The organism is Niveibacterium sp. (assembly GCF_041909475.1).
In the GTDB taxonomy this organism is placed as follows: domain Bacteria; phylum Pseudomonadota; class Gammaproteobacteria; order Burkholderiales; family Rhodocyclaceae; genus Niveibacterium.
Genome location: NZ_JAYRDJ010000045.1, coordinates 20,502 through 33,298 on the forward strand (window position 1 = coordinate 20,502; position 12,797 = coordinate 33,298).

A 12,797-nucleotide genomic window follows, 5' to 3' on the forward strand; every position below is an offset into this window, starting at 1 on the left:
CGGCTCCGCTCCTCAGGGCAGCAGCGCGTAACGCTTGATGTTGCGATCGGCGTGCGCCTGGATCTGCGCGATGCGCGCGGTATCCAGGTTCGGTTCGAACAGATGCACGAAGCGCTTCTGCAAACGCAGGAAGTCATCCACCGGCACCCGGCGCCTGATTGCGCGTGCGTCGCTCACTTCGCCGTTGCAGGCCTCGAAGATCGGGAACAGGCCGCTCTCGGTCGCCAGCCTTGCCAGCCGGATCGTGTCGTGCGACGCCGCCCCCCAGCCGAGCGGGCACGGCACCAGCACATGGATGTAGCGCGCACCGCGGATGTGGATGGCTTCTTCGACCTTCGCCTCCAGATCGCGAAGATCGGCCACGCTGGCTGTGGCGACGTAGGGAATCCGGTGCGCCATCGCGATCTCCGGCAGGAACTTGCCCTGTCCGAACTCGTTGCCCGGCGCCTCTCCCATTGCCGGCGTTGTGGCGGTGCGCGCTGCGGCCGGTGTGGCGGACGAGCGCTGCACACCGGTGTTCATGTAGGCCTCGTTGTCGTAGCAGATGTAGAGCACATCGTCGTTCCGCTCGAACATGCCGGAGAGGCAACCGAAGCCGATGTCGGTGGTGCCGCCGTCGCCGCCCTGCGCGACGACGCGCACATTGCGCCGCCCCTTCACACGCAAGGCCGCAGCCACCCCGGTAGCGACCGCCGGTGCATTGCCGAACAGCGAGTGCATCCACGGCACCTGCCAGGAGGTTTCGGGGTACGGCGTCGAGAACACTTCGAGGCAGCCCGTCGCGTTGACGACCACCATCTGCCGCTCGGTCGCGTGCATTGCGGCGTCCATCGCGTAGCGGGCGCCGAGCGCTTCGCCGCAGCCCTGGCAAGCGCGGTGGCCAGAAGTCAGCGAGTTCGTTCGAGCAACCGTTGCCTGCACGGTGCGCTGGGCTTCGTCGAGCAGGCGGTTGCCTACGGTGTAGGTGCCGGTCTGGTAGAAACGGACAGATTGAAAGCTCATGCTGCTCTCCTACTCGACGCGGATGCTGGCGCGGGCGATTTCCTGCACCATCCGGTTCGCTAGCGGGCCACTGCGGCGCACTTCGCGTTCGTGCGCAAGCACGCGGTCTACCGCCCCCTGATCGAGATCGAGGAAACTGAGGCTTGCGAGCTCGCCCGCCAGCGCTGTGCGGAACAGCCGTTCGAGCGATACCGTTGTGATCGGACGGCCGCCGAGGCCCGCCACGACGGTGTGCGTCGGGATGTGCAGCCCGGCCAGCGACTTGCGCAGCGAATCGGCCACGATGCCGCCTTGGCCGATCGCGAAACTGCGTTCGATCACGACAACACGCTTGGCGTTTGCAAGCGCCTCGCGCACCGCATCGAGCGGGAAGGGGCGGAAGGTCTTGATCGCCAGAACGCCAATCGAGGCACCCTCGCCACGCAGGCCATCGACAACGTCCTTGATCGTGCCAAGCACCGAACCGAGCGCGACGATCACTGTTTCAGCGCCCTCCGAGTGGTATTCGGAAATCAGCCCGCCAGCCTCGCGGCCGAAGCATTGGCTGAATTCAAGCGAGAGTTCCGGGATCAGCTCCAGCGCCTGCAACTGCCGCGCATGGGCAAGGTAGCGCACTTCGGTGAAGGCCTCGGGTCCCACCATCGCGCCAATCGAAACCGGGTCATCGGGGTCTAGGATCTGGCGCGGCTCGTAAGGTGGCAGGTAACTGTCGACCAGCGCCTGGCTCGGGATATCGACACGCTCGTAGGCGTGGGTGAGGATGAAGCCATCCATGCAAACCATCACCGGTAGCGACAGCGCCTCGGCGAGCTTGAAAGCCTGGATGTGCAGATCCAGCGCTTCCTGGTTGTTCTCGGCGAACAGTTGTAGCCAGCCGCTGTCGCGCAGCGCCATCGAATCAGAATGGTCGTTCCAGATGTTGATCGGCGCGCCGATCGCGCGGTTGGCGATCGTCATCACGATCGGCAAGCCGAGCCCGGACGCGTTGAATACCGCTTCGGCCATGAACAGCAAGCCCTGTGAAGCGGTCGCCGTATAGGCGCGAGCGCCGGCCGCTGACGCGCCAATCGCGACCGATAGCGCCGCGAACTCCGATTCCACGTTGATGTATTCGCAGGGCGAAATATCACCGGTGCGCACCATCTCCGATAGCGCTTCGACAATGTGCGTTTGCGGTGAAATCGGATAAGCGCAAATTACCTCGGGGCGGCACAGCGCCACCGCTTCGGCGACGGCCCGTGAACCTTCGATCTGTTTGAGCACGTGTAACTCCCTTGCGGCCCGGTCGGCCTGCTGGCCGTTCAGATTTCGGCGGGTTGCAGTGCCGCCAGCGATCGCGCGGAGGCGAAAGCATCGCTCGCAGCCGCGATGTTGGCTTCTGCGACGCGCGGACTGAATTTCTCGCGGATGGCTGTGTGGATGGATTCGAGCCGCACCAGGCCGGTAATGGCCGCAAAGCCCGCCAGCAGCGGCACATTGGGCACCGCGCGGCCGACATGCCGCAGCGCGATTTCGGTCGCTGGCATGGTGCACAGGTGCGCAGGCGGGAAGCGCTCGGCGACCGAGGCGAGGCCGAGTTCGTCGAAGCTGTTGCTGGAGTTGATCAGGATGTAGCCGCTACTGACCAAGCCGGCGAACACATCGATCTGATGCAGCAAGGTTGGATCCTGAATGATCAGCGCGTCCGGTTTCATGACCGGTTCGCGGGATCGAATCTCCTTCTTGTCGATGCGACAGAAGGCGACAACCGGTGCGCCGGTGCGCTCGGAGCCAAAACTCGGGAACGCTTGTGCCCACTCGCCATCGAGGAACGCGGCGATCGAGAGCATTTCGGCGGCGGAGACGACCCCCTGACCGCCGCGACCGTGGATACGTACCTGGAACATCGCGCCTCCCCCGAAGCTGATGCTACCTAACCAACCTGAGACCCCCACAGCGCCCTGCAACCGCGCCGATGTGCGGGATTGTGGGCGCCATGCCCGGCACGACCTTGACCTTGGGCAAAAACGGTGCGGCCCGCTCGAGGGCGGGCCGCGTTGTGTGAGTGACCGGGCGCTTACCGGTTGCTGGGGAAGCTGAACACCGTACCTTCCCGAACCCCGGCCGAGGGCCAGCGCTGCGTGATCGTCTTGCGGCGAGTGTAGAAACGCACTGCATCCGGGCCATAGGCCGACAGGTCGCCAAACAGCGAACGCTTCCAGCCACCGAAGCTGTGGTAGGCCACGGGCACCGGCAGCGGCACATTCACGCCGACCATGCCGACCTTGATGTTGTCGGTAAAGTAACGGGCGGCTTCGCCGTCGCGCGTGAAGATGCAGGTGCCGTTGCCATATTCATGGGCATCGATCAGGTCCATGCCTTCCTGCAGCGTCTTGACGCGCACCACCGACAGTACCGGCCCGAAGATCTCATCGCGATAGATCTTCATCTGCGGGGTGACATGGTCGAACAGGCAGCCACCGAGGAAGTAGCCGGACTCGTGCCCCGGCACCTTGATGCCGCGCCCGTCGACGACCAGTGTCGCGCCTTCCTCCACACCAAGATCAACGTAACCCTTCACCTTGTTGAAGTGTTCGCGCGTGACCAAGGGCCCCATGTCGTTCGCGTTGTCGGTGCCGGGGCCGACCTTCATGCGGGCCAGCGCGGCCGACAGTCGCGCCACCACCTCGTCAGCAACCGCGTCGCCTACCGCCACAACAACCGGAATCGCCATGCAGCGTTCGCCGCATGAGCCATACGCAGCGCCCATCAGGGCGCTGACCGCGTTGTCGAGATCGGCATCCGGCATCACGATTGCATGGTTCTTCGCGCCACCCAGCGCCTGAACCCGCTTGCCGTTGGCACAGCCGGTGGCGTAGATGTACTCGGCAATCGGCGTGGAGCCGACGAAGCTCACGGCCTGCACACGCGGATCGGCAAGCAGGGTATCGACGGCAAGCTTGTCACCGTTGACGACGTTGAGCACACCGGGCGGCAGGCCGGCTTCGAGCGCCAGCTGCGCGATCAGCAGCGTGGACGATGGATCGCGCTCTGAGGGCTTCAGCACGAAGGTGTTGCCGCACACCACGGCCATCGGCCACATCCACAGCGGCACCATGCACGGGAAGTTGAAGGGCGTGATGCCGGCTGCCACACCCAGCGGCTGAAACTCGCTCCATGAATCGATCGCGGGGCCGACATTCTTGCTGTGCTCGCCCTTCAGCAGCTCTGGGGCGCAGCAGGCGTATTCCACGTTCTCGATGCCGCGCTGAAGCTCACCCATCGCGTCGTTGAGCACCTTGCCGTGTTCGTCGGTGATCAGCGCGCAGATTTTGTCGGCATTTTCCTCAAGCGATTGCTTGAAGCGGAACATGATGCGGGCACGCTTGATAGGCGGCGTATCACGCCAGGCCGGGAAGGCCGCTTGCGCGGCGGCAATCGCCGCCTGGACGGTTTCGACCGACGCAAGGGCGACCTGCCGGGTCGCTTCGCCGGTCGCAGGGTTGTAGACGTTCTGCACACGGGCGGTGTCGGCCACAGCCAAGCCATTGATGAGGTGACCTACGGTATTCATGGGGCGATCCTGCATGTTCGATTCGGGTTACATCAGGCAAGCGAGTGGATGACGTCACCGAGCGCGTTCACAAGGCGATCGATCTCATTCTTCTCCACGATGAAAGGCGGTGCGAGCTGGATCGTGTCACCGCCGTAGCGCACGTAGAAACCTTTCTCCCAGCACTTCATCGCAATCTCGTAGGGGCGCCGCGCCGGTTCGCCCGGTATCGCCTCAATGGTGAGCCCCGCCGCGAGCCCGTAGTTGCGGATGTCAGTGATGTACTTGAGACCTTTCAAGCCATGCACCGCGTTTTCGAAGTAGGGCGCCAGTTCGGCCACGCGGGCGACGAGGTTTTCCTTTTCCAGCACATCCAGAGCCGCCATCGCGGCTGCGCAGGCCAGCGGATGGGCGGAGTAGGTGTAGCCGTGCGGAAACTCGAGCATGTACTCCGGCCCACCGGTTTCGATGAAGGTGCGGTAGATCTCTTCCTTCACGACCACTGCGCCCATCGGCACGGCGCCATTGGTGATCTGTTTGGCGACGTTAAGAATGTCGGGGACCACATCAAATGCTGTTGCGCCGAACAGCGAACCGGCGCGCCCGAAGCCCGTGATGACCTCGTCGAAGATCAGCAGGATGTCGTGCTGCGTGCAGATCTCGCGCAAGCGCCTGAGGTAGCCCTGCGGCGGAATCACTACGCCGGACGAACCGGAGAAGGGTTCGACGATGACCGCAGCGATGTTCGACGCATCGTGGAGCGTGATCAGGTTGAGCAGCTCATCGGCGAGGTGCGCTCCATATTCGGGTGCACCACGCGAGAACGCGTTTTGCTTGAGCTGGGTATGCGGCAGATGGTCAGCCTCGATCCCCTGACCGAAGAGTTTCCGGTTGCCCGCAATGCCGCCGACGCTGATGCCGCCGAAGTTCACGCCGTGGTAACCCTTTTCGCGACCGATCAGGCGCGTCTTGCTGGCCTTGCCCTTCTGCCGCCAGTAGGCGCGCGCCATCTTCAGCGCGGTATCCGCGGACTCCGAACCGGAGCCGGTGAAGAACACGTAGTCGAGCCCGGCCGGCGTCATCTCCTTGATGCGGTGCGCCAGCTCAAACGAGGTTGGGTGGCCGAACTGGAAGGCTGGCGAATAGTCGAGTGTCGCCGCCTGGCGACGGATCGCCTCGGTGATCTCCGGGCGGCAATGCCCCAACCCAGAGCACCAGAGGCCGGATAGGCCGTCGAAGACCTGTCGCCCGTTGGCGTCATACAGATAGGCGCCCTCGGCACGGGTGATCAGGCGCGGGTTCTTCTTGAAGTCCCGGTTGCCGGTGAAAGGCATCCAGTGGGCTTCGAGTTGTTCGGCACTCAGGCCGCAGTTGAGGCTTTCCATCTTCATGCGAACTCCAGTGAGTTGGCGAGTATTCAGTAGTGCGATCTTCTCCCATGGGCTTGCTTGCGTTAAATTGCAATGTATCCACGTTTACTTGCCAAACCGTGCAAATAAAGACCACGAAACGGACGCCGACGCTAGGCCAGGTGAGTGACCTCGATATCCGCTTGCTACGGGTTTTCCGTACTGTGGCGGAATGCGGCGGGCTCGCGGCCGCCGAGCTTGAACTCAACATAGGTGTCTCTACCGTAAGTCGCCACATCAAGGACCTTGAAGAGCGGCTCGGCCTTGTCTTGTGCAGGCGAGGGCGGGGCGGTTTTGCGCTGACTGCCGAGGGCCAGCAGGTCTATGACGATGCCCTGCGACTGCTCGCCGCGATAGACGGATTTCGTGCGGGCGTGGAGGAGATCCACCAGCGCATGACCGGTTCGATCTCGATTGCCCTGTTCGACAAGATCGTCACCAATCCGGAAGGACGCGTAAGTGAAGCCATCGGCAAGTTCGTCGAACGCGCGCCCGATGTCGCGATTGAACTCCACGTTGCGCCCTTGAACGCGATCGAGCGCGGGGTCATGGACGGGCAGTATCAGATCGGCATCGCGCCGATGCATCGCTGCTCGGCGAGCCTCGACTATCACCCGCTGTTTCCAGAGCGGATGTACCTTTACTGCGGCAAGGCGCACCCGCTCTTTTGCGCAGATGATGAAACGCTGAGCTGGGACGATATTCGCACCGAGAGCTATGCCGGACTGGGCTACCACTCCCCGAACATGGAGTTGAGCCATGAGGTACAACTACGGCGGAGCGCGTCCGCCTATGACCAGGAGGCGGTGGCGATGTTGGTCCAGTCGGGGCGCTTCATCGGATTCCTTCCCGATCACTACGCCCGGACTTTCGAGGCCGATGGCGCAATGCGGCGCCTGCGCCCGGCACGCTTCAATTACGACGTCCGGTTTGCCGCGCTGGCGCGCCACGCGCCGAAGCCCTCACGCGTCGCGCAAACCTTCATCGACTGCCTGCTCGCTGCGCACTCGCATACACCCGAGGGCTGAGAGCCTCGCCTCAAAAGACAACGGGCACCGCGGTTGTAACCGTCGGTGCCCGCAGGCCTTGCCGCGTGAGTCGACTCAGAACGCAGTATCGTCCTTCACCACAAGCAGCGCAGTCTTGAAAATGATCCAGAGGTCCAGACCGGGCGACCATTTGCGCAGGTACTCCAGATCGAACTCGATCCGCTTCTGCATCTTGTCGATCGTCTCGGTTTCGCCGCGATAGCCGTTCACCTGAGCCCAGCCGGTGATGCCTGGCTTCACCTTGTGGCGAACCATGTAACCCTTGATCAGCTTGCGGTACTGCTCATTGTGCGCAATCGCATGCGGCCTCGGACCGACGATGCTCATACGGCCTTGCAGCACGTTGATGAACTGCGGCAACTCGTCGAGCGAGGTCTTGCGGATGAACGCGCCGAATGGCGTGATCCGCTGATCGTTGCGCGTGGCCTGTTTCACGACAGCGCCGTCATCGCAGACCGTCATCGAGCGGAACTTATAGACCGTGATGTCCTTGCCGTCGAGGCCGTAACGCCGTTGCTTGAACACGATCGGCCCCGGCGAACTGCGCCAGACACCAATCGCTACCCCTATCAGCACCGGCGAGATCAGGATCAGGATCAGGATCGAGAGGACGATGTCCTCGAACCGTTTTACAACGCCGTTGAACCCGGAGAACGGGGTGTCGCAAACAGCCACCACCGGCATCCCCGCCACTGATTCGGTACGCCCCTGAATGAGGTCGGTGACAAAAATGTCTGGCACGAAGTAGATCGATGCCGTGGTGTCCTTCAGGTCGTCCAGCAGCGCAAGAATTCTCGGCTGCGTGGCCATCGGCAAGGCAAGGTAGATACGATCGATGTGATGCTGCTTCACATAGGTCGCTACTTCGGCGAGCGATCCAAGCAGTTGCACCTCATCCTGAGCGCCGAGGCGCGCACGGCTGCGGTCATCGAAGAAGCCCATCAGCTTCACGCCGAGGAAGCGATTGGAGAGGAAGTGCGACGAGAGCTGAGCACCGATGTCGTTGAAACCGCACACGACGGCAGTCACTTCCGCCTCGGATAGCGTCAGCACCCGCGGGATTGCATAACGTGCCGCAGCGTGGGTACCGAAAAGCACCACTGGCAGCGAGGCAAACCAGGCAAACAGTACCTCCGCCGGGAAGTAGCTCGAGTACCCGGTCGCGTAACCGAGCAGCAGCAGAATTCCGGCGAGGATCATGGCGTTGAGGAACGCATCCTTGGCCACGCGGCGAAGCGGGTCGCTCAGCAACGTATTGCCCGGGAAGCTGAGCGAGAACGCGATCAGCGACAGGATCACGTAGTCCGCATCCACCGCCTCACCAAAGATCAGGGCAGACACAAACAAGGTCAGAATCACCATCACCGGGTCGAGAAAGGTCTCCACCACGCCAGAGAGGGTGACATTGTTTCGCAGGGGGGTGCGCTGCGCTTCAAGTCGGGCAAGCATCGTTTAAGCGAGAATCCGTTGGCACAGAATTTGAAAGCTGGGCGTCATACTATCGACACCAGTGTTGCGAACATTCGATCGTGTCGCATGTTCAACACGAACTACTCAATTTACGAATACAGATGAACCTATCAAGCAAGAAATTCGCCCGCTACGGCCTCGCCAGTTTCCTGAGTGCAGTGCCGCTCGTCTTGACCTTGACTGCGCAGGCGGAGGATCCGACACCGCTTCGTTACGGTGCGGGCATGACCTTTCAAAGGGATTCGAATCTATTCCGACTCGATTCCGAAACGCCGGGTGGTGTCCAGTCGGACAACATCACCAATGGCTACGCCTACCTCGGCTTCGACACAACCCTCAGCCGGCAAAGGCTCTACGGAAACTTTAATTTCGGGAAAACGCAGTTTAGCCGATTTTCACAACTCGATTATGACAAACAGGATATCAAGGCGGGTTGGGATGGCGATTTTCCAGGCCAGATCCGGACTGGCTTGACCTGGACGCGCACCGCCCAACTTGCAAACTTTGCTGACTTGACGGTTCCCCGCCGCAACGTGATCACCCGCGATGCAGTGAGACTTGACCTTGATGTGCCTGTCGTCGCGAACTGGCACATTGTCGCAGCAGGTGCCGCTAACCAGGCAAGGAACAGCAACACGCTTGACCGCGGAAGTGACCTTGATGGGCGGACCGTTGAGGGCGGCATCAGGTACGTTACCCCCTACGGCAATCGGCTTGATGTTGTGGGTCAGCAAACGAACGTTGATTACATCGAGCGCACCGCAACGCCGTTCTCCGACTCCGCTTACCGCGAGCGCTCAGCATCGCTCCGCGCCATGTGGGCTGTCAGTGGCGCAAGTCGACTTGAGGGTAACGTCGGCTATCTGGAACGTAGAAACGAGAACTTCTCAAACCGCGACTTTTCCGGGCCGAACTTTCGGGTCGCATGGACATGGGAACCAGCAGGCTCGACTGTTGTTGCCGTCACTGCATACCGCACGATGGGTTCCGCAGGCGACAACGAGTTTGATGCGGCGGTTACAAAGGCCCTGCGCATTGCGCCGGTCTGGGATGTCACAGGCAAGCTCTCTCTGAACGCGCAAGTGGAAGCAGGGCAGCGACGCTACATCGGCAGCATTTTCGAGGGTTTGCCGATGGAAATCGAGACGCCTGGCAGGGAAGACGACTTTCAATCGTGGGGCTTGGGCCTGCGTTATGCAGCGCTGCGTTGGTTGTTGATCGACATCGGCTATCGAGGTGAACGTCGCGACTCCAATCGCTATCTGCGTGACTACGACGACCACACCGGCACCGTCACGGTGCAGATCGGTTTTTGATGGTGCAGCGCACAACCTAGACGTGCGAGAAGAGCCAGTCGCGCGGTGTGTCGGCAAGTTGCCTTCGGCCTCGCCATTAACCCCAAAAATGAGTGCATAAACGCGCTGAATCGGTGTAGCGGTAATAAGTCGCGCGCAATACCTTTGTCATGTTGCGACGCAATGCTTCACTCGCTAGACTCCGCGCTCCCAAGCGGTTCAGGCAGCGGAGTTCGCTGTTCGATGGTGTCCCGTGGTGCTCAATCGTCCTGATTTTTCGGGGCGCGTGGATGCCGACGATACATGGCACGTCGATTGCATAAGCGAAGTTGCCCGACCAACACAACAGAGGTCATTTCATGAGTTCTACTGCAATCAAGATCATCGCCGCCGCAGTTGCGGTGGTTGGTTCCGCCGCGGCTTCCGCAGCGGTGACCACGCTCGACGGCAAGGGTTTCGATGTCAGCTTCAACGGCAACGCGTTCGCCGCTGGGGCAATCAGCCTTTCCGCCGATGGCAAATCGGTGCTGTTCGACACCGATGCGCTCTCGGCGATTGCCGTCAAGGGTGACAACGACATCGCGTTCGACGCGCTGAACTTCTCCATCACGCTGGATTCCGGTTACACGTTCAAGTCGCTCGAGATGTCGCAGTCCGGCGACTATCAGTTGCTGAAGAAGAACAGCGAAGTGTTCGCCTCGCTCTCCAGCGCTGTGTCAATCGCTGGTGTCGCGAAGAGCGCCGCTTACAAATCGGCGATTTTTGAACTGGACGGCGTCAAGAGTGGCGCGGACAGCTGGTCGCTGTCGTCGACCTACAATCTCGCAGGCACGCCTTACGCCACCGCGTCGAAGTTGAACGTTTGGGCGCTCAGCCTCCTGTCGGCGGATGCCGCCAAGGGTGGTTTTGCCTCGATCGCTGCACACGACTACTCCCTGCAGGTCATGACCGCGGCCGTTCCCGAACCCGAACAATGGGCGCTGATGCTTGCTGGTATCGGCATGGTGGGTGCGATCGCACGTCGCCGTTCCGCCCGCGCGTAAGCGCAACAACCTGCAGCGCCCCGGGGCACACGTCACGCTCGGGGCGCTGCAGGCGCCCGCTTCAATTTGCCGGGATTGATATTTCTGGCAAATTGGCGGGTTCTAGCCCGACTTCCCGGGCGTCACCATCCAGAGGTCCAGATGTTTGCTGTCTCCGTTCGCCATGTCGCGTTGGCACTGCTCGCTGCTGCGGTTATTGCTGGTTGCGGCTCCAAATCCAAGGAGCCGGGCGCGTCCCAAGTTGCCGCAAAGGTCAATGACGAAGAGGTCACCGTTCATCAACTGAACGGTCTTCTGGGCAAGGCGAACATTCCGCCGGGGACAGACGTCAACGCCGCACGCAAGCAAGCGCTCGATCGCCTGGTCGAAGAGTCGCTGCTGGTGCAAGCCGCGAAAGAGAAGAAGCTTGACCGCGATCCGCGCGTCGTGCAGGCCATCGAAGCCGCACGCCGCGAAGTCATCGCGCGCGCTTACCTTGAGCAGGTCGCAAGCGCCCAGGCGAAGCCCACCGAGCAAGCGGTGTCAGCCTATTACACCGAACACCCCGAGCTGTTCGCCGAGCGCCGTATCTACAACTTCCGCGAACTCGCAGTTGCCGACGGCAGCAAGCAAGACTTTATCAAGAGCCACTTCGATGCAGGCAAGTCGATGGACGACCTGATCACCGTTCTTCGCGCACAGAACGTTCGCTTCGCAGCCAACGCCTTCGTGAAGCCCGCAGAGCAGCTTCCGCTCGACGCCGCACGCCGCCTGCACGGTCTTAAGGACGGCGAAGTGTCGATCATCCCGCGCGGGCAGGGCCTCATCGTTTTGCAGATCGCCGCATCGCGCACCGAACCCGTCGAACAGGCCAAGGCAAAGCAGGCGATCGAGCAGTTCCTGTCGAACAAGGCCAAGTCCGAAGCGGTGGGCGCCGAGGTCAAGCGTTTGCGCGATTCGGGCAAGGTCAGTTACGTCGGCGAGTTCGCGAAGGATGCACCCGCAGCACCTGCTGCCGATACTGCCGCCCCGAAGGCCGATCAGTCGGCAACGGTGGATGGCCTCGAACAGGGCATCAAGGGTCTGAAGTAAGCACCGCGACTCACAGCAACAGAAGAAAGCTGCAAACGCATGTACTCAGTCAAAGCAATCGTTCCAAACCTTCTGCGCCTCTGCCGCCTTGTGGCACTTGGGGTGGCGGGTGTCGTTGTGGCATCGGGTGGCGCATGGGCCGCTACCGAGCAACCGGCGGTAGACCGGAGCGCTGAATACCTGCTTGGCCCGGGTGATGTCATCCGCATCAGCGTATTCCAGAGTCCGGATCTGTTGCTGGAAACCCGCGTATCCGAAAACGGCAGCATCACGTATCCGCTGATCGGTAACGTCAAGGTTGGCGGCCTGGCACTCTCGGTTGCCGAAGCCAAGCTCGCCAAGCTGCTCAAGGATGGTGGCTTCGTCGTGCAGCCGCAGGTTTCGATTCTGCTGCTCCAGATTCGCGGCAATCAGGTCGCCGTGCTCGGTCAGGTCAACCGCCCCGGCCGCTACCCGCTTGAAACCGCCAACACCCGCCTGTCGGACATGCTCTCCCTGGCGGGCGGTATCGCAGCCAGCGGCTCGGATGTCGTGATCTTCTCCGGCGTTCGTGATGGCAAGCAGATCCGCCGCGAGATCGATATCGCATCGATGTTCCTGCGTGGCGATGCGCAAGACGATCTCGCCCTCAAGGGGGGGGACATCCTGTACGTGCATCGTGCCCCGGTGTTCTACATCTACGGCGAGGTCCAGCGCCCCGGCGTGTTCCGAGTCGAACGCGACATGACCGTGATGCAGGCACTGGCCTCGGGCGGCGGCCTCACCCAAAAGGGCACCCAGCGTGGTCTGCGCATCCACCGCCGCGGCGCGGACGGCAAGGCTCAAATTATCGAACCTGCGCTGGACGAACTCGTTCAACCGAATGACGTCGTGTACGTCAAAGAAAGCATCTTCTGAGAGACGCACTGACATGACATTTCAACAGT

General features: G+C 61.7%; 11 protein-coding genes. 5 read left to right on the forward strand and 6 right to left on the reverse strand.

Annotated elements, in window-relative coordinates:
• Positions 1 to 12: 12 nt before the first annotated feature.
• The 5 genes from ACE3P0_RS19585 to ACE3P0_RS19605 all read right to left on the reverse strand — a co-directional run bounded on the left by ACE3P0_RS19585 (position 13) and on the right by ACE3P0_RS19605 (position 5,925).
• A complete protein-coding gene (locus ACE3P0_RS19585; protein WP_374404461.1) occupies positions 13 to 1,002 on the reverse strand; it encodes a thiamine pyrophosphate-dependent enzyme in 990 nt (329 codons plus the stop codon).
• A gap of 9 nt (positions 1,003 to 1,011) precedes the next feature.
• Complete coding sequence (locus ACE3P0_RS19590; RefSeq protein ID WP_374404462.1) at positions 1,012 to 2,265, reverse strand: transketolase C-terminal domain-containing protein; 1,254 nt, start codon at positions 2,263 to 2,265, stop codon at positions 1,012 to 1,014.
• Between the two features lie 38 nt (positions 2,266 to 2,303).
• Positions 2,304 to 2,888: a 2-oxoacid:acceptor oxidoreductase family protein gene (locus tag ACE3P0_RS19595; protein WP_374404463.1), complete on the reverse strand. Its 585-nt coding sequence runs from the start codon at positions 2,886 to 2,888 to the stop codon at positions 2,304 to 2,306.
• A gap of 170 nt (positions 2,889 to 3,058) precedes the next feature.
• Entirely contained in the window at positions 3,059 to 4,555 is a 1,497-nt protein-coding gene (locus ACE3P0_RS19600; RefSeq protein WP_374404464.1) for a CoA-acylating methylmalonate-semialdehyde dehydrogenase, read from the reverse strand.
• Between the two features lie 32 nt (positions 4,556 to 4,587).
• Positions 4,588 to 5,925: an aspartate aminotransferase family protein gene (locus tag ACE3P0_RS19605; RefSeq protein ID WP_374404465.1), complete on the reverse strand. Its 1,338-nt coding sequence runs from the start codon at positions 5,923 to 5,925 to the stop codon at positions 4,588 to 4,590.
• Positions 5,926 to 5,972: 47 nt separating this feature from the next.
• Here ACE3P0_RS19605 and ACE3P0_RS19610 point away from each other — a divergent pair, with 47 nt between their 5' ends.
• The gene (locus ACE3P0_RS19610; RefSeq protein ID WP_374404466.1) at positions 5,973 to 6,971 is read left to right on the forward strand and encodes a LysR family transcriptional regulator; all 999 of its coding nucleotides are present in this window, start codon (positions 5,973 to 5,975) and stop codon (positions 6,969 to 6,971) included.
• A gap of 75 nt (positions 6,972 to 7,046) precedes the next feature.
• On the opposite strand, the gene ACE3P0_RS19615 is transcribed toward ACE3P0_RS19610, so the two are convergent.
• Positions 7,047 to 8,441, reverse strand: coding sequence for an undecaprenyl-phosphate glucose phosphotransferase (locus ACE3P0_RS19615; protein ID WP_374404467.1), 1,395 nt, complete (start codon positions 8,439 to 8,441; stop codon positions 7,047 to 7,049).
• A 122-nt stretch (positions 8,442 to 8,563) separates the two neighbouring features.
• On the opposite strand from ACE3P0_RS19615, the gene epsL reads away from it, so the two are divergent.
• The 4 genes from epsL to epsE all read left to right on the forward strand — a co-directional run bounded on the left by epsL (position 8,564) and on the right by epsE (position 12,768).
• A complete protein-coding gene (gene epsL, locus ACE3P0_RS19620; protein WP_374404468.1) occupies positions 8,564 to 9,778 on the forward strand; it encodes an XrtB/PEP-CTERM-associated polysaccharide biosynthesis outer membrane protein EpsL in 1,215 nt (404 codons plus the stop codon).
• A 338-nt stretch (positions 9,779 to 10,116) separates the two neighbouring features.
• Positions 10,117 to 10,800 (forward strand): PEPxxWA-CTERM sorting domain-containing protein, encoded by a 684-nt coding sequence (locus ACE3P0_RS19625; RefSeq protein WP_374404469.1) that lies wholly within the window; start codon positions 10,117 to 10,119, stop codon positions 10,798 to 10,800.
• Between the two features lie 141 nt (positions 10,801 to 10,941).
• On the forward strand, positions 10,942 to 11,871 hold the full coding sequence (locus ACE3P0_RS19630; RefSeq protein ID WP_374404470.1) for an EpsD family peptidyl-prolyl cis-trans isomerase: 930 nt from the start codon (positions 10,942 to 10,944) through the stop codon (positions 11,869 to 11,871).
• A gap of 39 nt (positions 11,872 to 11,910) precedes the next feature.
• Positions 11,911 to 12,768, forward strand: coding sequence for a polysaccharide export protein EpsE (gene epsE / locus ACE3P0_RS19635; protein WP_374404471.1), 858 nt, complete (start codon positions 11,911 to 11,913; stop codon positions 12,766 to 12,768).
• Positions 12,769 to 12,797: the final 29 nt, after the last annotated feature.

What these genes read in the sequence shown, in the direction of transcription:
- ACE3P0_RS19600 (WP_374404464.1), bottom strand. Translation starts at nt 4,555, where the DNA reads ATGAATACCGTAGGTCACCTCATCAATGGCTTGGCTGTGGCCGACACC.
- ACE3P0_RS19630 (WP_374404470.1), top strand. Translation starts at nt 10,942, where the DNA reads ATGTTTGCTGTCTCCGTTCGCCATGTCGCGTTGGCACTGCTCGCTGCT.
- epsL (WP_374404468.1), top strand. Translation starts at nt 8,564, where the DNA reads ATGAACCTATCAAGCAAGAAATTCGCCCGCTACGGCCTCGCCAGTTTC.
- ACE3P0_RS19585 (WP_374404461.1), bottom strand. Translation starts at nt 1,002, where the DNA reads ATGAGCTTTCAATCTGTCCGTTTCTACCAGACCGGCACCTACACCGTA.
- epsE (WP_374404471.1), top strand. Translation starts at nt 11,911, where the DNA reads ATGTACTCAGTCAAAGCAATCGTTCCAAACCTTCTGCGCCTCTGCCGC.
- ACE3P0_RS19610 (WP_374404466.1), top strand. Translation starts at nt 5,973, where the DNA reads ATGGGCTTGCTTGCGTTAAATTGCAATGTATCCACGTTTACTTGCCAA.
- ACE3P0_RS19605 (WP_374404465.1), bottom strand. Translation starts at nt 5,925, where the DNA reads ATGAAGATGGAAAGCCTCAACTGCGGCCTGAGTGCCGAACAACTCGAA.
- ACE3P0_RS19615 (WP_374404467.1), bottom strand. Translation starts at nt 8,441, where the DNA reads ATGCTTGCCCGACTTGAAGCGCAGCGCACCCCCCTGCGAAACAATGTC.
- ACE3P0_RS19595 (WP_374404463.1), bottom strand. Translation starts at nt 2,888, where the DNA reads ATGTTCCAGGTACGTATCCACGGTCGCGGCGGTCAGGGGGTCGTCTCC.
- ACE3P0_RS19625 (WP_374404469.1), top strand. Translation starts at nt 10,117, where the DNA reads ATGAGTTCTACTGCAATCAAGATCATCGCCGCCGCAGTTGCGGTGGTT.